The following is a 25,796-nucleotide window of genomic DNA, read 5'->3' as shown; positions in this document are numbered from 1 at the left end:
TTATTTTGATTTTTTTTCTTCGATTTTCTTTATGTAATCTTTGGACGATTTCATATCTGGGTTTATCTGCAATGCTTTTTTAAAATTTTGTAATGCATTGTCGTATTCTTCTGATATAAAAAAGGCTTCGCCTAAACTGTCATAAAGGTTTGCATTATCAGGAAACTCTTTTGTTAAAAACTGAAATACTTTAATGGCCTTTTCATTCTGTTTTTCATTTAACAAATCATAACCAAAATTATTTAATTCCCTTATTGAAAAGCTATAATTAATTGTATCATTTTTAAGTTCTCTAAAGTTTTGAAAAGCTATACTTGGGTTGTCACTAAAGTCTTTTCTAAATATGGAAGTAAGGTTTAATTTTGGATACTTAATTAGCAAGGGCTCAATATCTCTATAAGTTAAATTTACCCAAACATTGAAAGCTTCGTCTGATGTATTATTAACGAAAACTATCATACCATAATTTGAATCTGGGCAAATTAATACTACACTTTGTATACCATTTGAGGTTCCTGTTTTAGAGTAGTAATAACCTTCTTCTTTTGCAAAGCCAATGTTTTGCCAAAGGTAACCAACGGTTTCATCTTCTTCTGTATCCTCAAACAACTGTCTAGATGCTTCTTTTACCCAAGGCAATTCTTTGTTGTCTATCAGGTATTTCATATAGATTGATAAGTCTGGAAGTGTAGAAATAGCACCACCTGCTGCTCCATAAATTGGGCAATAATCTACAGGTGCCAATTCTTCGCCATCATAACCTCTTACTAAATTGTTAAGATGCTTTTCAGATTCATTTAAGTAGGTATTGTGCATTCCTATGTCATCAAGAAATATTTTCAATTGTTCTTTAAATGGTTTCGTATTGACTTTCTCCAAAATGTAGGCTAATAGTTCTGGTCCAACCGAAGTGTATGCATAATGAGTTCCTGGTTTTTTATTTAACTCAACGGTTTTGAGCTCTTCTAACAAATCTTGTATAGTGTATGGTTTTATTGAATCTATATTTTCACCAGAATTCATTCTTTTATTAAACGCTTCTAACTTTGGTGGTGTTTTTGTTTTGAAGCCTAAACTATGAGTTAATAGATGTTGAATAGTTATCGGTTGACCTTCAAACTCGAGGTTTGGGTAATCACCTTCTAAATAATTTCTTATATCATCATCTAAATTCAGTTTACCTGCTAAAACCGCTTTCGCCACTAAAGAACCTGTAAATGTTTTTGTTATGGAAGCAATCTCGTAAAGTGAACTGTCGTTTGGCTTATTTGTTTGATTACCATTAATAGTGCCATAATAATTCTGGTACATTTTACCATCTCTGTATACTGCGACTGCAAAAGAATTGGCATTACCTTTTGAAAGATTTTCTTCAGCAAAATGATCTATAAGTGAGGTAAGTTGTGAAAAATTATCGTCCTCAACAGCTACAGCTTTTTGGGTTTCTTCATTGTTTTCGCACCCAAAAATAATGGTTAGACATACTATTATGTAAACTATTTTTTTCATATTTATTTCCCACAAAAATCGGAATCTTCTAATTAAATTCTAATTATAAATCTTCATACAAATCCATCCAATTAGGATTTGATTTTTCTATTAATTCTATTTTCCAAGCTCTATCCCATTTTTTCATTTGCTTCTCTTTCAAAAGAGCTTCTTCCTTATGTTGATACTCTTCAAAATACACTAGCTTATCTAAATTATATCTTCCTGAAAACGTATTTGGATGAACTTTGGTTTTATGTTGATATATTCTTGTTTTTAATCTTTTTGTCATGCCTAAATATAGAACACCTTTTGGTTTATTCGTTATTATATAAACATAGTATTTCAATTCTATTTCTCTTTTAGACACCCGATTTCTCGGGTGTTTCGAGCAGTTCAATTTAAAGCAAATCGAACTGCTCAAAATGATGGTTTAAATGTTTTCTTTCGAGTAAGTATGATTCATAACGATTCAACTCGCCAAATACTAAATTCTTCAATTTAGCATCTGGATTTTCCTTGAAAAACTCGATGTATTTTTTGCGTTGTTCCTTAAACTTCTCAATCGCTATTTCTAAATCTTCATGTTTTAAATCGTCTAGCGTGTCTTTTTCTAACTGCGGAAATTGAGAGTTTTGTGGAAACTTTTTATAGTTATACAAGCTTGCGTGCACCTTGTCTAAAATGGTTGAAGGTGTAGAAATTTCAAAATCTTGAATTTCGCCAGACGCAATTTTATAAGTGTATTCTAAATGCTCAATCATATGTTGAGGCGTCATAATTCCCCATTTTGGTTTAGCGTCTGCTTTTAACTTCGATAAACATTCGTTGATTTTCTCCTCGGTCATTTCAACAAAGGTTTCTTGCTTTTTTTGGACCATTGTTAAGATGGTAGCCACGGCAACCAACGGACTGTCTTTGTCTGTTTTTTGACTTTCTGGACGGTTTTCAAAATTAGCATCAAAAACCTCAACGTGCCATTTTACAATACCACTTGGATGCTCTGTTGATGACACATCTCTGTCCACTTTTTCCTTACAGGTTAAACGCACATAAATGGTATCATTGTGGTATAACGGTCTTAAAAATCGGATAGAATCCAAACCGTAATTTGCTGCTACAGGACCTTTATTAGGATACACAAACAACCCAGCCGCAGCCGAAATTATAAAATAACCGTGCGCTGTTCGTTTTTCGAAAATACTTCCATCTAAAGAGGTAATATCTGTATGTGCATAAAAATGGTCCCAAGTTAAATTGGCAAAATTCTGAATATCAGTATCCGTAAGTGTACGCTTATGCGTTTTTAAAGATATTCCTGGTTGAATATCTTCCCAATGGTACTTAAACGGATGCTCTTCGGCCTCCTTATATTTTGCATTTTGCTGATAAATACCAGTAATTTCAGTAATTGTTGATGGTGTTCCTTGAATCGCTGTTCGTTGCAAATAATGTTTAATACCACGCATTCCACCCATTTCTTCGCCACCACCAGCACGTCCTGGACCTCCGTGAACCAAGTAAGGCAATGGCGAACCGTGACCTGTACTTTGTTTTGCCATTTCGCGATTAATCACCAATATTCTTCCGTGATGACTTGCTGCATTTACTACATAATCAGTTGCAATGTTATCATCGTAAGTTGCAATAGAAGATACTAGCGAGCCTTTACCCATTTGCGCTAATTGCACAGCTTCGTCCATTGACTTGTAAGGCATAATGGTACTTACTGGTCCAAAAGCTTCGCGCTCGTGAACAACATTATTTTGGAAAGGATTATCAGTTCTAAACACCACTGGACTTATGAATGCACCTTTATTAGCATCCACACCAATGGTTTCGATATTATCGAGATTGCCATAGACCATTTCAGCTTCTTTGCTGATATCTGCAATGGAACTTTTAACTGCTTCAACTTGTTGTTTACTTACCAATGCGCCCATTCTTACTTCTTTAAGTCTTGGGTCACCAATGGTAACTTTATCGAGTTCTTCTGCTAATGCAATTTGAACATCCTCAACTAAATTTTCTGGCACAATGATTCGGCGGATGGCTGTACATTTTTGTCCAGCTTTTACGGTCATTTCCTTACGGACTTCCTTAACAAACAAGTTGAATTCTGGTGTTCCAGGAACTGCATCTTCCCCTAAAATAGAGGCGTTAAGCGAATCGGCTTCCATAGTGAAAGGCACAGACTCTTCAATTAATCTTGGGTGTGCTTTTAACAAACGACCTGTTGCTGCCGAACCTGTAAAAGTTACGACATCTTGAGACTCAACAGTATCTAAAACAGTTTTTACGGTTCCGTTTATGATTTGAAGTGCGCCTTCTGGTAAAATACCAGAATTGATAATTTCTCTCGCTACAGCTTCGGCCAAATAAGCTGATGATGGTGCTGGTAAAACTACTGCTGGTACACCTGCCATCCAGTTGACAGCACATTTTTCTAACATTCCCCAAACCGGAAAATTAAATGCGTTGATATGAACCGCAACACCTTTTTTAGGCACCATAATATGATGTGCCATAAAGCGTCCACCACGAGACAAATCGATTGGGTCACCTTCTACGTGGAATGGTTTGTTTGGAAACAATTTTCGTAATGATGCATTGGCAAACAGGTTACCAAAACCACCTTCAATATCAATCCAACTATCTACACGTGTTGCGCCAGTTCTGTAACTTAAATCGTAAAATTGTTCTTTGCGTTTTGTTAGGTAAAGTGCTAATTTTTTGAGCATATTACCGCGCTCTTGAAAGGTCATTTTACGAAGTACTTCGCCTCCTTTTGTGCGTCCGTAATTAAGAACTTCAGGAATATCTAATCCTTCAACAGCCCAATTTGTGAAGTGTTCGCCTGTTATAGCGTCGTAAATTGGTGCTCCTTCTTCTTTTCCTGTGGTCCATTGTCCTTGGACGTAGTGCTGAATTTTATTCTTCATCTTACTTTATACTTTATTCTGGATTCCTACTTTACTCATCGATTCTTAATTCACTTAATTGAATTCGTGAATCTTCGATTTCGCAGGAATGATAAATCATTTATTAATCACTGACCATCTCTGGCTGGTGCGTTAGCGATTGAGGCTTTGTTGAAGCTCCTCGCAGAGAGCGACTGCCGAAAGCGCGACCCTTGTGGTAACGCCCAAATTATTTTAAACATTCACGTTTTCAATCACAGCGGCATAGCCTTGCCCCACGCCAATACACATTGTTACCAATGCGTAACGCTTGTTTTGCTCTTTGAGCTCTAAAGCCGCTGAATAGGCGATTCTGGTGCCTGTAACGCCAAGCGGATGGCCTATTGCGATAGAGCCTCCATTTGGGTTGATTCTTGGGTCATTGTCTGCCAATCCCCAAGCTCTGGTGCACGCCAATGCTTGTGCAGCAAAGGCTTCGTTGAGCTCAATGATGTCGATATCGTCCATTGTTAATCCGGCTTTTGCCAAAGCTTTGTTGGACGCCTCAACTGGACCAATGCCCATAATTCGAGGTTCTACACCTACGACAGCCGAACTCACGATGCGCGCTAAAAGCTTTAAATTGTATTTTTTTACAGCCTCTTCACTAGCGATAATGGTTGCAGCTGCTCCGTCGTTTAAACCTGATGCGTTTCCTGCGGTTACGCTTCCGCCTTCTTTTTTAAAGGCTGGTCGTAATTTGGCTAAAATCTCTTTTGATGTTGTTGGTTTTACAAACTCGTCTTTTGCAAAAACGATTGGGTCTTTTTTGCGTTGCGGAATTTCAACAGGTAGAATCTCTTTTTCTAATCGTCCGTTTTCTTGTGCTTTAGTCGCTTTCATCTGACTCCAGTACGCGAATGCATCTTGGTCTTCTCGTGAGATATTATATTTTTCGACAAGATTTTCGGCTGTCATTCCCATTCCGTCTGAGCCATACATTTCGTGCATTTTCTGGTTTACAAAACGCCATCCAAAACTACTATCGTACATTTTAGCATCGGTACCAAATGCGCTGGACGGTTTTGCTATAACATAAGGTCCGCGTGTCATATTCTCAACACCTCCTGAAATGAACACGTCGCCATCTCCTGCTTTTATCGCTCTGTTTGCGTGAATAATTGCTGACAAACCTGAACTACATAGTCTGTTTACAGTTTCACCTGGAACTGTAAATGGTAATCCTGCGAGAAGTGATGCCATTCGTGCCACGTTACGATTGTCTTCTCCTGCTTGGTTAGCACAACCAAGAATAACATCGTCGTATGCTTCTTTTGGAATGCTTGGGTTTCGTTTTACGATTTCTTTGATTACTAAAGCTGCTAAATCGTCTGTACGTACAGCTGATAATGTGCCTTTGTAATTTCCTATTGGTGTTCTAATACCGTCTATTATGTATGCTTCCATATTATTTTGAAATTGAAGCCGAAATCGAAATTGAAGTCGAACTTCTTTATTTACTGTTTTTATAAATTCATAGATTCCGCATCAAGTGCGGAATGACAAATAGTTCCTATTTATTCTTCCCAAGATTTACTTGTTCTGTAAACCACACCTTTAAAAAGTGCTACGAGTTCATCCCCTCGTTTTACTTCTACTATATTAAATCCGAGTCTGTTTTTCACGTTTTCTATCACAGATTCTGCTACTAGATAATCTCCTTCTTCTAAAGCCTCAATATGGTTGATGCTGGTTTCTATGGACACAGCAAATTTTCCGTGTGTATTTGCCGCAAAACCAAAAGCGGTATCTGCCAATGCATAACTAATTCCGCCGTGTGCTTTGTTCATGCTGTTTAGCATATCCTTGCGAACCGTCATTGCTACACGACAACGACCGATTTCGCATTCCAAAATTTCGATGCCTAACCAAGTGCTGAATGCATCTTGACTTATCATTTTATGTGGAATTTGTTCTCCTTTCATATTATAATTTGTCATTGCGAGGACAAAGGACGCGGCAATCTCATCAACAGATTCTTCGCTTCGCTCTGAATGACATTCTAATTAAAAAATGTTTTATTTTCTTTATTCATTTTACGCAACAACGGACTGCAACGGTAACGATCTTCGTGGTACTCGTTGTACAATTCGTCTAATTTAGACACACACCAATCGATACCTTTTTCATCTGCCCAAGCCAATAATCCTTTTGGGTAATTAACGCCTTTAGTCATGGCGTTGTCTATATCTTCTGCTGATGCGATGTTTAAAAACAAAGCGTCTGCTGCTTCATTAATGAGCATAACTAAAACACGGTCGAAAATGGTTTGTGCTAATTCTTGATGAGATCCTGAATCTAGTTCAGGATGACAAGTATTTATAATTTTTCCTTTTTGGTCGTAATCATAGTAACCTTTTCCTGTTTTTCTTCCTAAATAGCCTGCTTCACTTAAACGCTTTTGAGTGAAACTTGGTTTGTACCTTGGGTCGAAATAAAAGGCTGTAAATACGGTTTCCGTTACTGTGTAATTGACATCGTTACCTATGAAATCCATTAATTCGAATGGTCCCATTCTGAAACCTCCCAATGTTTTCAAGCTATGGTCAATGGTTTCAAAATCAGCAATGCCTTCTTCATATATTCTTAAAGCTTCTCCGTAAAATGGTCGCGCTACACGGTTGACGATAAAACCAGGTGTATCCTTGGCAACAGCTACTGTTTTTTTCCAACTTTTTATAGTTTCAACAGATTTGTTTAAAACCGCTTTTGAGGTTTGCACTGCTGGAATGACCTCAACCAATTTCATTAATGGTGCTGGATTGAAAAAGTGTATTCCAATGCAACGCTCCGGCTTTTGCAATGATGATGCTATGGATGCTATGGATAAACTCGATGTGTTTGATGCAATGATACAATCATCCACAACATAGCTTTCCAATTCTGAAAAGACTTTTTTCTTGATATCGATATTTTCGACGATAGCTTCAATCGTAAGATTTGAATCTGCTAATGCTTTCAGGCTATCGACATACCTGATATTTGACTGAATTCTATTTTTTTCTTCAGCATCTATTCGACCTTTTTCAATGAGTCTATTTAATATTTTTTCAAGGCTTGCTTTAGCTTTGTCTAAAGCCGCTTGATTTGTATCATATAATTTCACGGAACAACCAGCAGTTGCCGCTACTTGAGCAATACCGCTTCCCATTGTTCCTGAACCGATGATTCCTACGTTCATATTTCTCTAACTTCTTAACTTGTCAATTACTTCTTTATTTGTTAATTCAGCACCATCCCATATTTTCACTTTCCTACCATTAACTCTTTCGAAAGATTCTAAAAAAATCCTCTTCTCCACTTCAGATATCCCTCCTTCATTTAATTCCATTGGTTGCACAATAAAAGAATTGTATCTTTTAACTTTATAGTCCTTTTTAAGTTTTTCAACTTGCTTTTTAAAAAACTTCTCCGCTATATCAAAATCAGAAATTAACAATCTATCATTAGAAAAAGAGATGTTTGATTTATCACAAATACTATTTCCCTTCTCAACATCAATTATTTCAATTCTATTTTTCCAAATCTTAACATAAAACAAATCGTCTTTAAAAAGCCCCCTTAAAATCATTTATTTTCCTTTAAAAGTTGGTTTACGTTTTTCTACAAAAGCTGAAACGCCTTCTTCGTAATCTTTAGTTTGAGCTGCTTCGATTTGTAATTTTGATTCTAATGCTAATTGCTCTTCTAAATTATTGGTTAAAGATTGATTAAACGCTTCCTTAATTTTCCCTAAAGCTAATGTTGGCATATTAGCGAGTTTTAAGGCTAATTTATTCACTTCTTCTTCAAAACTTTCTAATGGCAACACTTTGTAAATCATTCCCATTTTTTCGGCTTCATCGGCAGACACTTTATCTCCTAACATCGCTAATGCTGATGCTTTTTGAAAACCTATTAAGCGAGGTAAAAAGAACGTTCCTGCGCTATCAGGAATCAACCCTATTAAACTAAATGCTTGAATGAAACTTACTTTTTCGTGAGCTACAACGATATCACAAGCCAATGCGATGTTTGCTCCTGCTCCTGCTGCTACACCATTTATCGCACCAATAATTGGTTTTTTAATAGTTCTAATTCTGGTGATGATTGGATTGTAATGCTCTTCTAGAATTTTCTTGAATCCTGGGTTTAACTCCGGACTTGTTACTTCTTTTAAGTCTTGACCTGCACAAAATGCTTTTCCGTTTCCGGTTAGCACAATTGCTCTTACTTCAGAATTACTTTCGCAATCGTCAAAAACTTGCTGTAGGTTTAATGCCATTTCACGATTGAAGCTGTTAAAGACTTCTGGTCGATTTAGTGTGATGTAGGCTATGTTGTTTTCTATTTTAAGCTGAATGCTTTCCATATTTTTTTCTTTTATATTGGATTCCGCATCAAGTGCGGAATGACAAATCACTTCAAACATTTAAAATAATCAAATGGTTCTTGGCAGTCGTTGCACTGAAATTGCGCTTTGCAAGCTGTTGAACCAAATTGACTTATCATTTTTGTATTTGTGCTTCCGCATTGCGGACATTTTACTAATTGTTTTCCTTCCAGCAACACCGACTTGTCAGCTTCTTCATTTAATGGTGCTGCGATACCATAATCTTCGAGTGCCTTTCTGCCTCTTGGTGTAATCCAATCGGTTGTCCAAGCTGGATGTAAAATCAAATCTACTTCAGCTTTATAACCTGCTTTTTGCATTGCGCGCTTGATATCATCTCCGATAACATCCATTGCAGGACAGCCACTGTAAGTTGGTGTGATTTCAATTTTTACAACGTCATTTTCAATAACAGCAGAACGCACGACACCCATATCCATAATGGATAACACTGGGATTTCTGGATCTGAAATAGACTCTAAAATCTTTACCAGTCTCGGGTTGATATGTTGTTGTTCTGTTACCATTTTGAGACCTCTCGCTTTGTTTAACAATGTGCTTTCAATCAAAATATATTTTGATTTCAACTAATGCTCGAGGTAACATACTATTTTAAATTCGGTTTCAACTTCAGTTTCGATTTCGATTTCGTCTTCAGTTTCATCTTCATCTTCAACTTCATTCTACCATTCCATATTTGGATAGGTACGTTGCATATATTGTAAATCGGCTAGCAAGTAACCCATATGTTCGGTATGAATGCCTTGCTTTCCTCCTTTTTGAAAATATTTGCTTTCTGGAACGCTTAAGGTTGCTTCTTCTAAAACTGCATTTACTTCGTCGTAATAAGCGTCTTTTAATTTACTGACATCTACTCCAACGCCTTCAGCTACCATAGCTTTATCAGCTTCGGTTTGATGAAATAATTCATCGGTATACGTCCATAAATCATTTATTGCGGTTTGAATACGCTTGTGGCTTTCTTCAGTACCATCTCCTAATCGCTTTATCCAATCACTTGAGAAACGCTTGTGGTAACTCACTTCCTTGATGGATTTTTTTGCAATTGCAGACAGATTTAAATCGGTACTTTTTTCTAATTCTGTTAGCATTAAAAAATGATATACATCGAATAAGAATTGTCTTGCCATTGTGTATCCAAAATCGGTATTTGGCTGTTCTACCAATAACACATTGAAATATTCGCGTTCTTTACGAAGCATCGCGATATCATCTTCTGCTCTGCCATCGCCTGCAATCTTTGCTGCATATTGATAATAACTACGCACTTGTCCTAATAAATCTAATGACATATTGGTGCACGCGATATCGGTTTCTAAACTTGGTCCGTGACCGCAAAGCTCTCCTAATCTCTGACCGAGAATTAGGCTGTTGTCTGCGATTCCTAGGATGTAGTTGTATAGGTTTTGATTCATATTCTTTTTTTTGAAGACGAAGTTGAAGATGAAGTTGAAGACGAAATTAACTGTACTTTAAATTCAAATCTTTAACTCAAATCAATTGTTCATATTCTTTTTTTTGAAGACGAAATTAATAGCGTTTTAAAATCGTTACTACAATTCTTATCAGTTCGTCATTTTCTTTTTGTAATGGTTCTAATTCTTCAATACTGAAAATGTTTGCTTTAATTTGAATATTTATATTCCGTAAACATTCTCTTAATTCTTTTAGTGTTATTCTTAACTTATTGGCTTTATCTTTATCTGATGCTGCTCCAAGATATTCTCCAAAATTTAAAGCAGATGAGCACGAAGACCGAATGAGTTGTTTCGCTAAATAATCAGCTGAATAACTAAATGGCTTTTTGTCATAAAAAAGAATAATTGAAGCGGCAAAATCTTCAAGCCTACTATCCAAATCATACTTTTTCATAAAAAACATTTTTCATCTTCAGTTTCTACTTCGTCTTCATCTTCACCCTACATATGTTTTACGTCGTCTGGTAAATCATAAAATGTTGGATGACGATACACCTTGTCTTGTGCTGGTTCAAATAATTCGCCATTATGCTCTGGATTTGATGCTGTAATATGCTTACTTTCTACAACCCATATGCTTACACCTTCGTTACGTCTTGTGTAAACGTCTCGTGCATTTTCTAAAGCCATTTCTGCATCTGCTGCGTGAAGACTTCCGAAATGACGATGTTCTAATCCGTTTTTACTTCTTACGAAAACCTCCCAAAGTAGCCAATCTTTTTTTCCTGACATTTTATTTATGATTGTTGATTGTTGATTGTTGATTGTTGAACTTTTTTAATCTGAATTCGTTAATCATAAATCTTCAATCGTTAATATTATACTGCTTCTTTTTCTTTTCTTTCTTGTTGTTTTTCAGCATGAGCCATTGCTGCGTCTCTAACCCATTCGCCACGTTCCCAAGCACCAACTCTAGCTTTCATTCTTGCTTTGTTCATTGGTCCGTGACCTTTTACAACTTGCCAGAATTCATCCCAATCAATTTCTCCAAAATCATAACTCTGACGCTCTTCGTTCCATTTTAAATCTGGGTCTGGAATTGTTAATCCTAAAATATCAGCTTGTGGCACGGTTTGGTCAATAAACTGCTGACGCAATTCGTCATTGGTTTTTCGTTTTAATTTCCATTTCATTGATTGTTCGGTGTGAACTGACATATCATCAGTTGGTCCTAACATCATTAAACTTGGCCACCACCAACGGTTGAGTGCATCTTGCGCCATTTCCTTTTGTTCTGGTGTTCCATTACAAAGCTTTAGCATTATTTCGTAGCCTTGACGTTGGTGAAAACTTTCTTCTTTACACACGCGCACCATAGCTCTTGCATAAGGACCAAAAGAGGTGCTACAAAGTGGCACTTGATTGATAATGGCTGCACCATCTACCAACCAACCGATAGCTCCCATATCTGCCCAAGTCACAGTTGGGTAATTAAATATGGAAGAATATTTTGCTTTACCTGAATGCAATTGCTCATATAACTCGTCTCGCGAGATGCCTAATGTTTCGCAAGCACTGTATAGGTATAATCCGTGACCAGCTTCGTCTTGTACTTTTGCCAATAAGGCTACTTTACGACGTAAGGATGGTGCTCGCGTAATCCAGTTACCTTCTGGTAACATTCCTACAATTTCGGAATGTGCGTGCTGACTGATTTGCCTAATATGCGTTTGACGATATTTTTCTGGCATCCAGTCTTTAGGTTCAATTTTTTCGTCGCGAGCGATACGCGCTTCAAATTGCTCTTCCAGGTTTTTTATTTGTTCTTCACTCATAATTTAGTATTTAGTGAATAGTTTTTAATGTTTAGTGGATTCCGCATCAAGTGCGGAATGACAAATTCTATTTATACATCGAAATCGACCACCACTTTTTTAGTAGTTGGAACGGCTTGACAGCTTAACACATAGTTTTGTGCGACTTCATCCTCTTCAAGAGCATAGTTGATTTTCATTTCAACTTCGCCTTCCATTACTTGACACTTACAGGTACTGCAAACGCCTCCTTTGCATGCAAATGGCAAATCTGCTCCGGCAGTTAGTGCGCCATCTAAAATATTATCATCGTCTTGCTGCATTGTGAAACGGAATTCTTTTCCGCCATCGATAATAACAACTTCGACTCCGTCGATTTTTTGTTCTGATAAACGCTCAACACGTTTTTTATCTTCTTCAGTTAAGCCTTTTACAAATAATTCGAAATGAATTAAATCTTTTGGTAAACCTGCTTCAGCCAGATAATTACTCACATAATTGACCATATCTTCTGGTCCGCACAAAAACACTTCGCTTGTATCTGGAATGTCAATAAAGGTTTTGGTGAGAACTTTCATTTTTTCATCATCAAAACGACCATTGAACAACTCAATATCGCGCTTTTCTTTGGTTAGGAAATAATAGATTTCCAAACGACCGAAATAGGTGTTTCTTAATTGCTCTAAAGCTTCCTTAAAGATAATGGATTTTGCTGTTCTATTGACATAAAACAACTTACACGTTGAATTTGGTTCTGCTTCCAAATGCGCTTTAATCATTGAAAGGATTGGCGTAATACCACTTCCTGCTGCAAAAAAGAGGTAATTTTTTGCTTCATTAGGATTGCATTCTACACCAAATGTTCCGCTGGGTGGCATTACCTCTAGCTCGTCTCCTGCTTTTAAAATGTTATTGACAAAGGTTGAGAATTTTCCTCCTGGAATTTCTTTTACAGCCACTTTCCACTCGCTATCAAATGGACTAGAACACAATGAATATGAACGACGTACGTCCTCGCCATTAATTAATGCCTTAAGCGTTAAATGTTGACCTTGCGAGAATTTAAATTCGTCTTGCAATGCTTCAGGAATATCAAAAGTTACAACTGATGTATCTTTTGTTTCCTTGTAAATATCTTTTATTCTTAATTTATGAAAATCTGCCATCAACAGTAATTATCTATTCTAAATTGTTAGTAATCTTAAACCGAAAACGTTTTCGTTTTACGAATTAAAAAAACTAACAAGCGTTAGTTTACTTGACAAATTTACAAAAAATTAATCTATTTTTTTGTTAATGCCGTTAATTAACACTTCGCTTAATTTTTGAGAGAGCTCTTCTGGGTTTAAGTCTTCTTTTTTAGGAATCCAGAGATATAAAGAGCGTAAGGTTGATAAAATTGAAAAGAGCATCACTTCAATATTACCATTTATAATCTCGTTATTTTTAACACCTTGTTGAAGAACATTTCTAAATTCATCTTCATAATTAGAGCGTAGTTGCAAGTAATACTCCAACTTTTCTTTAAGATGCATCCAATTGTTATTAAGAGAAGCCATGCCATAAGTGTTTTTAGACGTTATATTGACATGTAATTCTATAACATCTTTTAGCTTATCTATATTTGATTTGTTTGATTTTTGAATTTCCTGCAATCCAGAAGTAAACTCTTCGGCTAAAGAAATTATAATCTCCTTAAGAATTTCTTGTTTAGAGTTTATATGGTTGTAAAGACTTGCTGCTTTCATGCCCATTTCTGTAGCCAAATCTCGCATAGTAACAGCGCTGTATCCTTTTTCTTTAAAAAGCTTTGCAGCTGTTCTTATTATTTCGTCTTTACGGGTTTCCTGTTTCAATTTTTATGTATTTATATATTTTATTGTAAATTTATGAAAAAGTAAAACTATGGGTTTTTTTGATTTTATTTTTGGAGCAAAAAAAAGACAAGTTCAACTTTACATGCAAAACGGCGCTGAAATTATTGATGTAAGAACACAACGTGAATGGGACTCTGGTCACATTGAAGGTTCTAGACACATACCTTTAGACGACTTAAAAAATCATGTTGATGAATTAAAAACATTAAACAAACCTCTTGTTGTTTGTTGTAAAAGTGGCGTTCGTTCTGCTAAAGCTGCTAAATTTTTAAACCTTAATAACATTGATGCAACCAATGGTGGTGGTTGGATTTCTTTGAAAAGCAAGCTATAATTTAAGATTATTGAAGACTTCTAAACTTTCAATTGGTGTTTGACTATACTCTAAAGTCCAACCTAAAGAGTTAGTTAAAATATAAAATTTAGAAAGCTCACTTAGCAATCTATTTTGTGCATTGGTTTTTAAGTCTGAAGCTTCTATTTTTTTCATCAACTGCTTATTTACTGTTTTTTTAATTTCGTTATAATCTTTTGCTTCAAAAGGATTGAGGTAGTCAGCTTGTATATCGTAATATTCAAAATCTGGATTGATTTTTATTTCTTCTTTAGGTATATCTAATATTTGTAATGTTTTTGTTGATGCGTCAATGGTATATTCAATTTTTGACAAATCATAAGCAATTGTTACATCAGCATTAACAACAACTAGCGCCTTTTTTTCAACTTGAATTAGGTCACCGAAAATTTGTTTAGAATTTTCATAAGTAAACACTTGACTAAAATGCCCTTCTGTAACGACTAGTTTTCCTACATTTTTTATCTGTTCTTGAATAAGCGCAGTGTTTTCCTGAAGTACAAGTTTGCTATCGCGCTTTTCTCCACAATACTTAAATGTAAAAAGTACTATTAATGTGACTATGATTCCGAATAGAATTTTTCTCATACCTCTAAAATACAAAAAAGCACTGGTTGCTTCGACAATGAAGCCTAACCAATGCTTAAAATTCCTTGATATTTAGCAGCAAATCAAAGGTATGGTTTTAAAGTAAAACACAGTTTAATTACATGTTAGCTATATATTAAATTTATATAATCTTGTTTTTTTTGGCTTTTTGAACAGCTTCTAACTTATTATGAACTTGTAGCTTTTTATAAATGTTCTCAATATGTTTCCTAACAGTTCCTGGTGATAAGATTAGGTTTTCTGCAATTAAATTATAACTCAACCCTTTACTTAATTGCTCTAACACTTCTACTTCACGTTGAGTTAACTTGATATCGTCTTGGTCGTTTTTATTTTCAATTTCTATAGGGTTTCTTAACAGCTTAAGTGTTTTCATAGCAATAGATGGGTTCATTGCTGCGCCTCCATTAAGAGTTTCTAAAATTCCGTCGTGAAGATCTTTAGCGTTTATTTCTTTAAGCAAATAACCATCTGCACCTGCTTTTATAGCATTAAAAATGTTTTCGTCGTTATCAAAAACTGTGAGCATTATGATTTTAATATGCGGATATTTTTGCTTGATGATTTCTGTAGTTTCTATTCCATTAAGCACTGGCATTTCAATATCCATTAGTATTAAATCTACATGGCGATCTTCTTCTATTTTAGTTAGTAAATCAGACCCATTTGTTGCTGAAAACTTGAATTTAAGGTCATCAAAAAAGGATAACTTCTCTTTTACTGTATTTATTAAAAAAGAATTATCATCTACAATGGCTATTTTCACTTTCATTTATAAATATTTTTTCTAAAAATAGATATTAAAACCAAAATACCACATACGTCAAATTACGTATTTATTTCTTTTTGTATTACTATGGTGGCGCCTTGTTGCGGGCTTGCTTTTAATGTAAAGCTTGCTTGAATTTCGTGAGCTCGCTTTTTCATATTGTTTAAACCGTTTCCTAATTCTATTGTATTTTGATCAAAACCAACGCCGTCATCTTTTACTGTAAGTACTAAATTTTTATTTTCCTTTTGAAAGCTTATTTGAATATTTTTTGCATGCGCATATTTCAAGGCATTATTAACAGCTTCTTGAATGATTCTGTAAATATTCATTCCTTCAACAGATGAAAAAACCAATGTATTAGACAGGCTTTCATCTACCTTAAAACTAAAATTAACTACATCTGAAGCATGATTAGCCTTATCTATAAAATTTGAAATTCGAGACTGTAAATCCTCAAAAGATATTTCACTTTTATTCATTGCCCAAATTGTGTCTCTTAACTCATAAATAGTTGCTGTAGTAAACTCACTAATTGTTTTTAGTTTAGAGCCTAGCTTTTCCGGAAGCGTAAAACCGTACTTTAAATTATCTAAAGACGATATAATAAATGTAAGTTGGGCCCCAATATTATCATGTAAATCTCGACTTATTGTTAATCGTTGTTCTTGCAAACGATTTTGGGTTTCTATTTTAGTTAAAGCTTCTTTTAGTTCACTTTCTTTTTGCAGTTGTTTGTTTCTTAATTTTTGCTGCTTATACAGCAAATATCCTAGAACAGATAGCACTACAGCTAAAATAGCCAAACCTATAATTTGTGTGTTTTTTGTATTTATATGCAGCTCTTTCTCTGCTAAATCTGCTCGCTGTTGTAAAATCTCTTTTTCTTTCTTTTCTGTTTGATATTGAATTTCCAGCTCTGATATTTTACTATTTGTATCTAAATTTAAGATACTATCCTTGAAAGCAGTATATTTTTTATAATACTCTAATGCTTTTTTTGAGTCACTTTTAGCTTCATAATAGTCAGAGTAATTCATCAAAGAGGCTTCAATATCTGAAACCGTTTTATATTTTCTTGAATACAGGTAAGCGCTATCTATATATTTTTTGGCTTCCGAAGTTCTGTTTTTCTCTATTAAAACTTGTGCGATATTATTGTATGATGCTCCTACTCCAACAAAATTTCCTATAGATTTTTCTACTGTTACAGATTTTTGAAAATACACCAAAGCTGAATCAATTTCTTCTAAATAATAATAAACCGCTCCAACATTATTTGTAGATTCTGCTATACCTTTTTTGTCTTGTAAAGCATATTCTATATTTAAAGAATGCTTAAAATAATCTAACGCTTCTTTTAAGTTTCCGTCGTTAGCATATATAATTGCTATGTTATTATAAACTTCAGAAATGCCTTTTTTATCATCCAGCTTTTCAAACACAGCTTTAGCTTTCAAATGATATGTAATTGCCTTATCATTAATACCGCTATAACTATAAACTAAACCTATATTATTACTTGCTGTAGCAATCTCTTTAGCCATTTTCTTTTCCTCATAAATAGCTAAAGCTTTTAAGTAGTATTCAAGAGACGCGTCATAAAGCCCTAAATTTCTATTTGTAACACCAATATTATTATAGGCTGAAGCTAATGTTATAGAATCTTGCGTTTTTAAAATAGCCTCACTAGAAAGCGCCTTTGATTTCTCAAATTCTCCTAAATCTCTATAAACAATTCCTAAATTATTTTTAATAATAGCAATATCTTTATCATTGCTTGCTTTAGTTAAACTTTCTTCTAAAAGTGCTATTGCTAGTTTAGAATCGGTTTTATAGAAACTCATAGCAGAATCATTTAACTTGAGAGCCTGCTCTTGAGAAAATACAGCTACTGAAACAAACAATAAAAGCAACGTTAAAATATGCTTCATAAGTAAATTTTAAAAAGTGAATTGGAAGTATAAGATTAATTGAAATGTTTCTTAAAAACAAATTCTTGCAACAAAATCATTTCTTCAAACACTTTAAAAATGCGCCAGTTAAGTGACTCATTTAAATCATTTACCAATTTAATATGTTGCTTATTTGTTTCTGCTTCTATTAACTCTACTTCTATTTTACGACTGATAAGCTGATTATTCTCTTCGGCTAACTTATTTTCAGTAACAGTTATTACCACAACCTTTACAGAGCAAACTATCAAAAGAAACACTAAACTGTATATAAAAATTGAAAAAATCATTATTTTGAAAGAAAAACAAAAAACACCAAAACCTAATTTTCACAAAGAAACATAAAGGTGTTTGGTGCTTTTTTATAATTTTATTAATAGCGTTATAAACTTACAATTTAAGTTGTAATACAAAATAATTTTTCGATATAATCCTATTAAAAAAAGATTAAACGTATTACTTAAAACGTCTTGATTACTGATAGTTTAAATCAAATGCACCATCTGTGATATTCTTAATAGAATCATCATTTGCGTTTTTACATGTAAAGTAAAAAGTACCAATAACTTTTGTATCAGAATCTTCAGTTATTACAATTTCACCAACAAGTCCTGAATCCTGGTAAGGTGCATTCCAAGTTTGTGAATTAAAAGGATCACTAATATTTGGCTCAATGTAACTAGCTGATCTAAAAACATTATCATCAGAAAGCTCATAAGTTCCTACACCATCATAAGCATTAATAATCATATTAATAGCTTGAGATTGCGTATTTCCCTGCATAACCAATGTTGTTTGTCCGCCACCAGTTGATTTACTAGCATAAGAAGTAATCTCTAAAGACGAAAAATCTACACCATCAACTTTAGCTACTATAATTCCTTGTCCTGCACTTGAGTTTGATCCTATTGGAACAATTGGCGTGGCATCATCATCACTTGAACATGATGAGAAAATTGATAATGAAAACGTCATTACCAGTAACATAATTTTTTTTAATTTTTTCATTTTGAATTGTTTTAGGCTTTTTTAACTTGAAGCAAAGTTGGCACAAAATAAAGCCGTAGACAATACGATGAATTACGTATTTTTAAAATACGATATGCGAAAAAGACTGCTGCAACTGGTTTTGCTTGTCTTTTAATGATTGAAGAAATGCCTTATGGCTAGTAGAGTTTGGATTAAACGGTCTATGCTGAAGTCCTTTTTGTATCACATCAACCTCGTTTAATGTTTTATGAGCCTTTTCTGAAATCCAAACCTGTTTAAATTTTTCCCAAATGTAATTTACTGCTACATCGTTTGGATGTAACATATCGGCTTTATAAAAACGATAGTCGCGAAGCTCGTCCAGCATAATTTCATACGAAGGGAAATAATACTGCTGATTTCTTGGTTCAATAACTTGATGAATAGCTGCAACTAAATGCGCTTTGCTTTGCGTGTTCTCTACAAAACCATCTTTAATATGTCGCACAGGAGATACTGTAAAAATTACTGACGCTTTAGGATTAACGCTTTTTATTAAAGCCACTATAGCTTGTAATGATTCTGAAATTTCACCAACCGTTAGCAACTCTTTTGTAAATTGTTTTTGTGGTACTTTATGGCAATTGGCAACAATAACATCTGATGCTATATGCCTATAAACCCAAGCGGTTCCTAATGTTATAATAACATGTGTTGCTTGGTGTATTTGCTGATTTGTTGACTGAACAGCATTGTTTAATGCATGTAACAAATCATCTTTATTATCATTACTTAACTTGGAATGCGCTTCATAACAATGCCATTGTTCGTTATGAAAAAAGATATCTTCTTCGGTGTACGTTTTAGAATTAATCGCATTAGCAACCAAACTTTCAATGGCTAGCGGATGAAATAAAATACCAAATGGATTTTGAAAACTCTGAAGCTTAAAATAGTTAAACTTTTCTCCTATATTCTCAACAAAACAAGACCCAAACAGCGCTATTTTAGAATGATAACCTATTTGATTATGCGGCTCTGATTGTAACGGTATTTGGGTTTGTAGTTTCATAGTGGATTCTGCTCAAAAACAGAATGATAATTTATGCGATATAACTTTTCACTGCTTCCAAAGCGTCTTTTATACCACTAGGATTTTTTCCTCCAGCAGTTGCAAAAAACGGTTGTCCGCCTCCACCACCTTGGATGTGTTTTCCTAATTCTCTAACAATTTGCCCTGCATTCAAGCTTTTTTCAGCAACCAATTCTTTTGAGATATAACAAGACAATAATGCCTTACCATCATTTTCAGCACCAAAAAGTAGGAATAGGTTATCATATTGACTTCCTAACTCAAAGCATAAATCTTTTATTCCTGCTGCATCTAAATCAACTTGTTTTGCTAGAAATGTGATGCCATTAACTTCGGTCAATTCATTTTTAAGTTCACCTTTTAGGTTTTTAGCTTTATCTTTTAAAAGCTGTTCAATTTGCTTTTTTAGGTTTGTATTTTCCTCTTGAAGATTCTGTAATGCTTTTACTGGCTCTTTAGCATTATTAAGTAAATCTTTCATTTCAAAATACGCACGATTGTTTTCAAAATAGAAATCTTTTACAGCATCGTTTGTGATAGCTTCAATACGACGAATTCCAGCAGCAACTGCGCCTTCAGATACAATTTTAAAATGCCAAATATCTGCAGTGTTTTTTACGTGAGTTCCACCACAAAGCTCGATAGACTTACCGAATTTTATAGTACGTACAGTATCGCCATATTTTTCCCCAAACAACGCCATTGCACCTTCGTCAATAGCTTGTTGCATTGGAATATTGCGTTGTTCTTGCAATGGTAATTTACCTTCAATTCTGGCATTTACAAAGTTTTCTACATCACGTAATTCATCAACGGTTAGTTTAGAGAAATGCGAAAAGTCAAAACGTAAATACTTACTATGTACCGCACTTCCTTTTTGCTCAACATGCGTTCCTAAAATCTCGCGTAATGCCTGATGTAATAAGTGTGTTGCTGTATGGTTACATTCCGTTCTGTAACGTTGTTTTGCATCTACAGTTGCTTTAAAAGTGCCTTGTACATTTTTAGGAAGACTCTTTGCAAAGTGAATAATAACATTGTTTTCCTTTTTGGTATCAACAATATATACAACATCACCAGAAGCATCTTCTAGATAGCCTTTATCACCAACTTGTCCACCACCTTCAGCATAAAACGGTGTTAAATTAAACACCAACTGGTACATTTCACCATCCTTTTTTGAGGTTACTTTTCGGTATTTTGTAAGCTTAACATTAGCTTCAGTAACATCATAACCAATAAACTCTTGCTCATCATCTTCAAGAACAATTGTCCAATCGTCTGATTTTAATTGAGAAGCTTGCTTACCACGTTCTTGTTGTTCTTTTAGTTTTTTATCAAACTCTTCGTGGTTATAGGTAAATCCGTTTTCACGAAGAATTAAATCGGTTAAATCTTCTGGAAAACCATAAGTATCTTTAAGCTCGAAAACTTTATTTCCTGAAATTTCTTTGGTATTAGAATGTGTTATAATTCTATCAAGCAATAATAACCCTTGATCTAATGTTCTTAAGAAAGAAGCTTCTTCTTCTTTTATAACATTTTCAATAAGTTGCCTTTGCTCTTTTAATTCAGGGAAAGCTTCTCCCATTTTTTTGATAAGCACATCAACCAAACGGTAAATAAACGGCTCTTTTTGGTCTAAAAACGTAAATCCGTAACGAATAGCACGACGTAAAATTCTACGAATTACATAACCAGCTCCTGTATTACTTGGTAATTGTCCGTCAGCAATAGAGAATGCTACCGCACGAACGTGATCAGAGATAACTCGAATAGCAACATCTATCTTTTCGTTTTTACCGTAATCTTTATCTGCGATGGTTTCAATTTCACGAATTATCGGTGTAAAAACATCAGTATCATAGTTACTTTGCACATTTTGTAATACCATACACAAACGCTCAAAGCCCATTCCGGTATCTATATGTTTGTTTGGTAAGTTTTCAAGTGAACCATTAGCTTTACGATTGTATTGCATAAAAACCAGGTTCCATATCTCCACCACTTGCGGATGATCCATATTTACTAATTCCTTACCAGAAACCTTTGCTTTTTCTTCGGCAGAACGAATATCAACATGAATCTCACTACAAGGACCACAAGGACCTTGATCTCCCATTTCCCAGAAATTATCTTTTTTATTGCCTTTTAAAATTCGGTCTTCTGCAATATACTGCTTCCAAATATCGTAAGCTTCAGTATCTAATGGTGTACCATCTTCTTCGTCACCTTCAAAAACGGTTACATATAAAATGTCTTTGTCTATTTTATAAACCTCTGTCAATAATTCCCAAGCCCAAGCAATCGCTTCTTTTTTAAAGTAATCACCAAAACTCCAGTTACCCAACATTTCAAACAATGTATGATGATATGTATCATAACCAACTTCTTCTAAATCGTTATGTTTTCCAGAAACACGCAAGCATTTTTGCGAGTCGGCAATACGATTGCTTTTAGGCTCGGCATTGCCCAAAAAATATTCTTTAAAAGGCGCCATACCAGAGTTAACAAACATTAAGGTTGGATCATCTTTTAACACCATAGGTGCAGATGGTACAATAGCATGCTTTTTATCTTCAAAAAACTTTAAAAATTTAGAACGGATATCTTGAGATTTCATGTAATGGTTTAATTGCTTATAAAACGTTAAATTCTTATTAATTGCGAAACAATTTTTATCTTTACTCGTTTGTAATAAAAATTCAACTTAAAAAGTGATTTTGTTCATTGCAAAAATAGTATAAATAAAGAAATGAGTAAGGTAAAATATTATTACGATTCAGAAACACTTTCTTACCGCAAAATTGAGCGAAAAAAAAGACGCACATTTAAGTTTGCCGCTATGTTTATTTTGGCAGCCGCATTATTTGGTTTTTTGTTTGTGTTTATCGCAAGTCAATATGTTGAATCCCCTAAAGAACGCGCTTTAAAACGAGAACTAGCAAACATGCAGTTACAATATCAGTTACTGAACAAAAAAATGGACGAAGCGCAAACCGTTTTATCAAGCATAGAAGATCGCGATAATAACATATACCGCTTATATTTTGAAGCAAACCCAATTCCTGAAGAACAAAGAAAAGCTGGATTTGGTGGTGTAAACCGATATAAAAATCTGGAAGGCTTTGATAACTCAAAATTGATTATAGAAAGCAACAAGCGCATTGATATTTTACAAAAACAAATTGTAGTACAATCTAAATCACTTGATGAAATTGCAGAATTAGCAAAAGAAAAAGAAAAATTACTTGCGGCTATTCCTGCCATTCAACCAGTAAGAAACGAGGATTTAACACGAATGGCTTCTGGTTACGGAACCAGAATAGACCCTTTTACTAAAGCAAGAAAAATGCATTGGGGCATGGATTTCACAGCACCTCGCGGAACACCTATTTATGCTACCGGAGATGGCGTTGTGATTAGAGCCGACAACCGATCTACAGGCTACGGAAATCACATAAGAATAGACCATGGTTATGGCTATGTGTCTCTTTATGCACATTTATACAAATACAATGTACGTAAAAATCAAAAAGTAAAACGTGGCGACTTAATAGGATTTGTAGGTAGCACAGGCCGATCTGAAGCACCACATTTACATTACGAAGTATTTAAAGACGAACAGCGTATAAACCCTATTAATTTTTACTACGGAAGTTTAACTGCAGAAGAATTTAATGAATTATTAGAGCACGCTTCTATGGAAAATCAATCATTAGACTAATGCATATAGAATTACCTGAAAAACGCTATTATACCATTGGTGAAGTCGCCAAAGCTTTTGATGTAAACACATCTCTTATTCGCTTTTGGGAAAAGGAATTCGACGAGCTTAAGCCTAAAAAAAATGCCAAAGGCAATAGAAAATTCACTCCAGAAGACATAAAAAACCTTAAATTCATTTACCACCTAGTAAAAGAACGCGGTTTTACACTTGATGGTGCCAAAACACATCTTAAAGAAGAAAAGAAAAAATCACTTACTAATTATGAAATAATCAGTAAATTAGAAGATGTTAAGGCGCAACTTATCAAAATAAAAGAGCAGTTGTAACATTTTGCAAAAAGTTACAACTAATCTATAAACACTAATAAAACAAAAATCACTTATCATGAAAAAATGGCTTATTCCAGTAATTATTCTTGCCGTAATTGGATTTGGAATTTACAATTGGGCTGTAGGTTTTAATAACACAGCTGTAGAACTAAACGAAAATGTTAGCGAAGCTTGGGGAAATGTTCAAACATCTTACCAACGTCGTAACGACTTAATTGGAAACCTTGTAAACACTGTAAAAGGCGCTGCAGATTTTGAACGTAAAACTTTAACAGATGTTATTGAAGCTAGATCTAAAGCAACACAAACAACCATTGACCCTTCTAACATCACACCAGAACAGTTAGCACAATTTAACCAAGCGCAAGGCGGATTAAGTAGCGCACTGTCTAGATTACTTGTTACCGTTGAAAAATATCCTGAATTAAAAGCAAATCAAAATTTTTTAAAACTTCAAGACGAATTAACTAGCACAGAAAACACCATTCAAACAGCTAGAACACGTTATAACGAAGCTATAAAACCTTACAACAATCACGTTAAAAAGTTCCCTAACTCACTTCTTGCAGGTATGTTTAATTTTGAAGGAAAACCATACTTTGATGCTGAAGCTGGAGCTGAAAAACCTGTAGATGTTGAATTTGATTTCAGTTCTTAATCATGTCTAAAATTGAAGATTTTTTATCAGCAGAAGAAGAGCAAGATATTATAAATGCTATTCGAGTTGCCGAGAAAAACACATCAGGTGAAATACGAGTTCATTTAGAAAAAAGCGCTAAAAAAGATGTTTTTGAACGCGCTATGGAAGTGTTTCATTTCTTAAAAATGGACAACACAAAACAACAAAACGGTGTTCTTATTTATGTAGCTGTAGAAGACAAAGCATTTGTTATTTATGGTGACAAAGGTATTAACGATGTTGTAGCCAATGATTTTTGGGACACAACCAAAGACATTATCCAAGCTCATTTTAAACAAGGAAATTTTAAACAAGGACTTGTTGACGGTATCTTAAAAGCAGGTAAAGAACTAGAAACATTTTTTCCTTGGGATCATACAGATACTAACGAACTTTCAAACGAAATATCTAAAGGATAAATTTTATATGGATTTTTTAACAAACAGTATCAAACGTGTAAAGCGCCTAAAACTTTTCACGATTTTACTTATAGCTATATTTTATTTCAACCCTTCTTTTGGTCAGTTTGATATCCCTAAAGTTCCAAAAGAACAAACAAGTGTTTACGATTATGTTTCTTTATTATCAAGTACAGAGAAAAACCATTTAGAGCAAAAACTCATAAAGTACTCTGATACAACCTCAACACAAATTGTTATTGCTATTATTGCGAGTACTCAAGGAGAAAATATTGGATTACTAGCTCCTAGATGGGCACACGATTGGGGTATTGGTCAAGCAAAAGAAGACAATGGTGTTTTTATTTTACTTGCTCGAGATGACAGAAAAATATGGATTGCTCCAGGTTATGGCGTAGAGCATAAATTAACCGCAGGAATAACAGGAGAACTTGTTAGAAATATTATTATCCCAGAGTTTAGACGTAATGATTATTATGCTGGTCTAGACAAAGGCACTGATGCTATTTTTCAAGTTTTACTAGGCGAATATAAAGGCTCTAGAAAATCATCAAACTCTTCTAACGGATTTCCGATTGGTTTCTTTTTTATGTTTATCATATTTATAATCATAATAATTTCTATCTCAAAAGGTAGACGTGGCGGCGGCGGAAACGGTGGTTCTGGCGGCAGAAAAAATGAAGGATTCAGTATTCTTGATGCGATTATATTAAGCAATATGGGACGTGGCAGTTACGGTGGTTCTTCTGGTGGCTTTGGAAGCGGCGGCGGCTTTTCCGGAGGTGGTTTTGGCGGCGGCTTTGGTGGCGGCGGTTTTTCCGGAGGTGGTTTTGGCGGCGGCTTTGGTGGCGGCGGTTTTTCCGGAGGTGGCGCTGGCGGAAGTTGGTAATAAAAACATTAAAAAAACAAAAAAGAGCACTGTTATAGTGCTCTTTTTTG

28 protein-coding genes are annotated in these 25,796 nt (G+C 34.6%); 6 read left to right on the top strand and 22 right to left on the bottom strand.

Going from position 1 to position 25,796, the window contains the following annotated elements:
• From ABD690_RS06195 to ABD690_RS06125, 15 genes are all read right to left on the bottom strand, one after another.
• The gene (locus ABD690_RS06195) at positions 1-1,509 is read right to left on the bottom strand and encodes a serine hydrolase domain-containing protein (RefSeq protein ID WP_344728396.1); all 1,509 of its coding nucleotides are present in this window, start codon (positions 1,507-1,509) and stop codon (positions 1-3) included.
• Positions 1,510-1,552: 43 nt separating this feature from the next.
• Positions 1,553-1,858, bottom strand: a complete 306-nt coding sequence (locus tag ABD690_RS06190; RefSeq protein ID WP_344728394.1) for a GIY-YIG nuclease family protein — start codon at positions 1,856-1,858, stop codon at positions 1,553-1,555.
• Between the two features lie 31 nt (positions 1,859-1,889).
• The gene (paaZ, locus tag ABD690_RS06185; protein ID WP_344728392.1) at positions 1,890-4,430 is read right to left on the bottom strand and encodes a phenylacetic acid degradation bifunctional protein PaaZ; all 2,541 of its coding nucleotides are present in this window, start codon (positions 4,428-4,430) and stop codon (positions 1,890-1,892) included.
• Positions 4,431-4,643: 213 nt separating this feature from the next.
• Positions 4,644-5,855 (bottom strand): acetyl-CoA C-acyltransferase, encoded by a 1,212-nt coding sequence (locus tag ABD690_RS06180; protein WP_344728390.1) that lies wholly within the window; start codon positions 5,853-5,855, stop codon positions 4,644-4,646.
• Between the two features lie 110 nt (positions 5,856-5,965).
• Positions 5,966-6,373: a hotdog fold thioesterase gene (locus ABD690_RS06175; RefSeq protein WP_344728388.1), complete on the bottom strand. Its 408-nt coding sequence runs from the start codon at positions 6,371-6,373 to the stop codon at positions 5,966-5,968.
• A 77-nt stretch (positions 6,374-6,450) separates the two neighbouring features.
• Entirely contained in the window at positions 6,451-7,629 is a 1,179-nt protein-coding gene (locus tag ABD690_RS06170) for a 3-hydroxyacyl-CoA dehydrogenase NAD-binding domain-containing protein (protein ID WP_344728386.1), read from the bottom strand.
• Between the two features lie 6 nt (positions 7,630-7,635).
• Positions 7,636-8,019: a hypothetical protein gene (locus ABD690_RS06165; protein ID WP_344728384.1), complete on the bottom strand. Its 384-nt coding sequence runs from the start codon at positions 8,017-8,019 to the stop codon at positions 7,636-7,638.
• Positions 8,020-8,799 (bottom strand): enoyl-CoA hydratase-related protein, encoded by a 780-nt coding sequence (locus tag ABD690_RS06160; RefSeq protein WP_344728382.1) that lies wholly within the window; start codon positions 8,797-8,799, stop codon positions 8,020-8,022.
• Between the two features lie 47 nt (positions 8,800-8,846).
• Positions 8,847-9,347, bottom strand: coding sequence for a 1,2-phenylacetyl-CoA epoxidase subunit PaaD (gene paaD / locus ABD690_RS06155; protein ID WP_344728380.1), 501 nt, complete (start codon positions 9,345-9,347; stop codon positions 8,847-8,849).
• A 156-nt stretch (positions 9,348-9,503) separates the two neighbouring features.
• The gene (paaC, locus tag ABD690_RS06150; RefSeq protein ID WP_344728377.1) at positions 9,504-10,256 is read right to left on the bottom strand and encodes a 1,2-phenylacetyl-CoA epoxidase subunit PaaC; all 753 of its coding nucleotides are present in this window, start codon (positions 10,254-10,256) and stop codon (positions 9,504-9,506) included.
• Positions 10,257-10,371: 115 nt separating this feature from the next.
• The gene (locus ABD690_RS06145; RefSeq protein WP_129761051.1) at positions 10,372-10,713 is read right to left on the bottom strand and encodes a four helix bundle protein; all 342 of its coding nucleotides are present in this window, start codon (positions 10,711-10,713) and stop codon (positions 10,372-10,374) included.
• Positions 10,714-10,760: 47 nt separating this feature from the next.
• Complete coding sequence (gene paaB / locus ABD690_RS06140) at positions 10,761-11,051, bottom strand: 1,2-phenylacetyl-CoA epoxidase subunit PaaB (RefSeq protein ID WP_344728374.1); 291 nt, start codon at positions 11,049-11,051, stop codon at positions 10,761-10,763.
• An 86-nt stretch (positions 11,052-11,137) separates the two neighbouring features.
• On the bottom strand, positions 11,138-12,094 hold the full coding sequence (gene paaA, locus ABD690_RS06135; RefSeq protein WP_344728372.1) for a 1,2-phenylacetyl-CoA epoxidase subunit PaaA: 957 nt from the start codon (positions 12,092-12,094) through the stop codon (positions 11,138-11,140).
• 71 nt (positions 12,095-12,165) lie between these two features.
• Entirely contained in the window at positions 12,166-13,239 is a 1,074-nt protein-coding gene (locus tag ABD690_RS06130) for a 2Fe-2S iron-sulfur cluster-binding protein (protein WP_344728370.1), read from the bottom strand.
• 111 nt (positions 13,240-13,350) lie between these two features.
• Positions 13,351-13,929 (bottom strand): TetR/AcrR family transcriptional regulator, encoded by a 579-nt coding sequence (locus ABD690_RS06125; RefSeq protein WP_344728368.1) that lies wholly within the window; start codon positions 13,927-13,929, stop codon positions 13,351-13,353.
• A gap of 49 nt (positions 13,930-13,978) precedes the next feature.
• Here ABD690_RS06125 and ABD690_RS06120 point away from each other — a divergent pair, with 49 nt between their 5' ends.
• Positions 13,979-14,284, top strand: a complete 306-nt coding sequence (locus ABD690_RS06120; protein WP_344728366.1) for a rhodanese-like domain-containing protein — start codon at positions 13,979-13,981, stop codon at positions 14,282-14,284.
• Here ABD690_RS06120 and ABD690_RS06115 read toward each other — a convergent pair.
• From ABD690_RS06115 to alaS, 7 genes are all read right to left on the bottom strand, one after another.
• Positions 14,279-14,893 carry a DUF4230 domain-containing protein gene (locus ABD690_RS06115; RefSeq protein ID WP_344728364.1) on the bottom strand — a complete coding sequence of 205 codons (615 nt, stop codon included), beginning with the start codon at positions 14,891-14,893 and terminating at the stop codon, positions 14,279-14,281. The two genes, ABD690_RS06120 and ABD690_RS06115, sit on opposite strands and share 6 nt — an antisense overlap.
• Positions 14,894-15,035: 142 nt before the next feature.
• Positions 15,036-15,686 (bottom strand): response regulator, encoded by a 651-nt coding sequence (locus tag ABD690_RS06110; RefSeq protein ID WP_344728362.1) that lies wholly within the window; start codon positions 15,684-15,686, stop codon positions 15,036-15,038.
• Between the two features lie 56 nt (positions 15,687-15,742).
• Positions 15,743-17,617: a tetratricopeptide repeat-containing sensor histidine kinase gene (locus tag ABD690_RS06105; protein ID WP_344728360.1), complete on the bottom strand. Its 1,875-nt coding sequence runs from the start codon at positions 17,615-17,617 to the stop codon at positions 15,743-15,745.
• Positions 17,618-17,652: 35 nt separating this feature from the next.
• Positions 17,653-17,928 (bottom strand): hypothetical protein, encoded by a 276-nt coding sequence (locus ABD690_RS06100; RefSeq protein WP_344728358.1) that lies wholly within the window; start codon positions 17,926-17,928, stop codon positions 17,653-17,655.
• A gap of 184 nt (positions 17,929-18,112) precedes the next feature.
• Positions 18,113-18,646: a Riean_0653 family protein gene (locus ABD690_RS06095; protein WP_344728356.1), complete on the bottom strand. Its 534-nt coding sequence runs from the start codon at positions 18,644-18,646 to the stop codon at positions 18,113-18,115.
• 82 nt (positions 18,647-18,728) lie between these two features.
• Entirely contained in the window at positions 18,729-19,679 is a 951-nt protein-coding gene (locus ABD690_RS06090) for a GSCFA domain-containing protein (protein ID WP_344728354.1), read from the bottom strand.
• 31 nt (positions 19,680-19,710) lie between these two features.
• A complete protein-coding gene (gene alaS, locus ABD690_RS06085) occupies positions 19,711-22,323 on the bottom strand; it encodes an alanine--tRNA ligase (RefSeq protein WP_344728352.1) in 2,613 nt (870 codons plus the stop codon).
• A gap of 132 nt (positions 22,324-22,455) precedes the next feature.
• Here alaS and ABD690_RS06080 point away from each other — a divergent pair, with 132 nt between their 5' ends.
• From ABD690_RS06080 to ABD690_RS06060, 5 genes are read left to right on the top strand one after another with little or no spacing between them, the layout of a single operon-like run.
• Positions 22,456-23,427: a peptidoglycan DD-metalloendopeptidase family protein gene (locus ABD690_RS06080; protein WP_344728350.1), complete on the top strand. Its 972-nt coding sequence runs from the start codon at positions 22,456-22,458 to the stop codon at positions 23,425-23,427.
• Complete coding sequence (locus ABD690_RS06075; RefSeq protein WP_344728348.1) at positions 23,427-23,756, top strand: MerR family transcriptional regulator; 330 nt, start codon at positions 23,427-23,429, stop codon at positions 23,754-23,756. Before ABD690_RS06080 ends, ABD690_RS06075 begins: the two co-directional genes overlap by 1 nt.
• Before the next feature lie 58 nt (positions 23,757-23,814).
• Complete coding sequence (locus ABD690_RS06070; protein ID WP_344728346.1) at positions 23,815-24,417, top strand: LemA family protein; 603 nt, start codon at positions 23,815-23,817, stop codon at positions 24,415-24,417.
• A gap of 2 nt (positions 24,418-24,419) precedes the next feature.
• Positions 24,420-24,857 (top strand): TPM domain-containing protein, encoded by a 438-nt coding sequence (locus ABD690_RS06065; protein WP_344728344.1) that lies wholly within the window; start codon positions 24,420-24,422, stop codon positions 24,855-24,857.
• 7 nt (positions 24,858-24,864) lie between these two features.
• A complete protein-coding gene (locus ABD690_RS06060; RefSeq protein ID WP_344728342.1) occupies positions 24,865-25,746 on the top strand; it encodes a TPM domain-containing protein in 882 nt (293 codons plus the stop codon).
• Positions 25,747-25,796 lie beyond the last annotated feature (50 nt).

Origin of the sequence: Corallibacter vietnamensis, from assembly GCF_039537875.1 — a bacterium.
GTDB lineage: Bacteria > Bacteroidota > Bacteroidia > Flavobacteriales > Flavobacteriaceae > Corallibacter > Corallibacter vietnamensis.
Note: the sequence above shows the minus strand (reverse complement) of the source record. Positions and strands in the feature narration are given on the sequence as shown.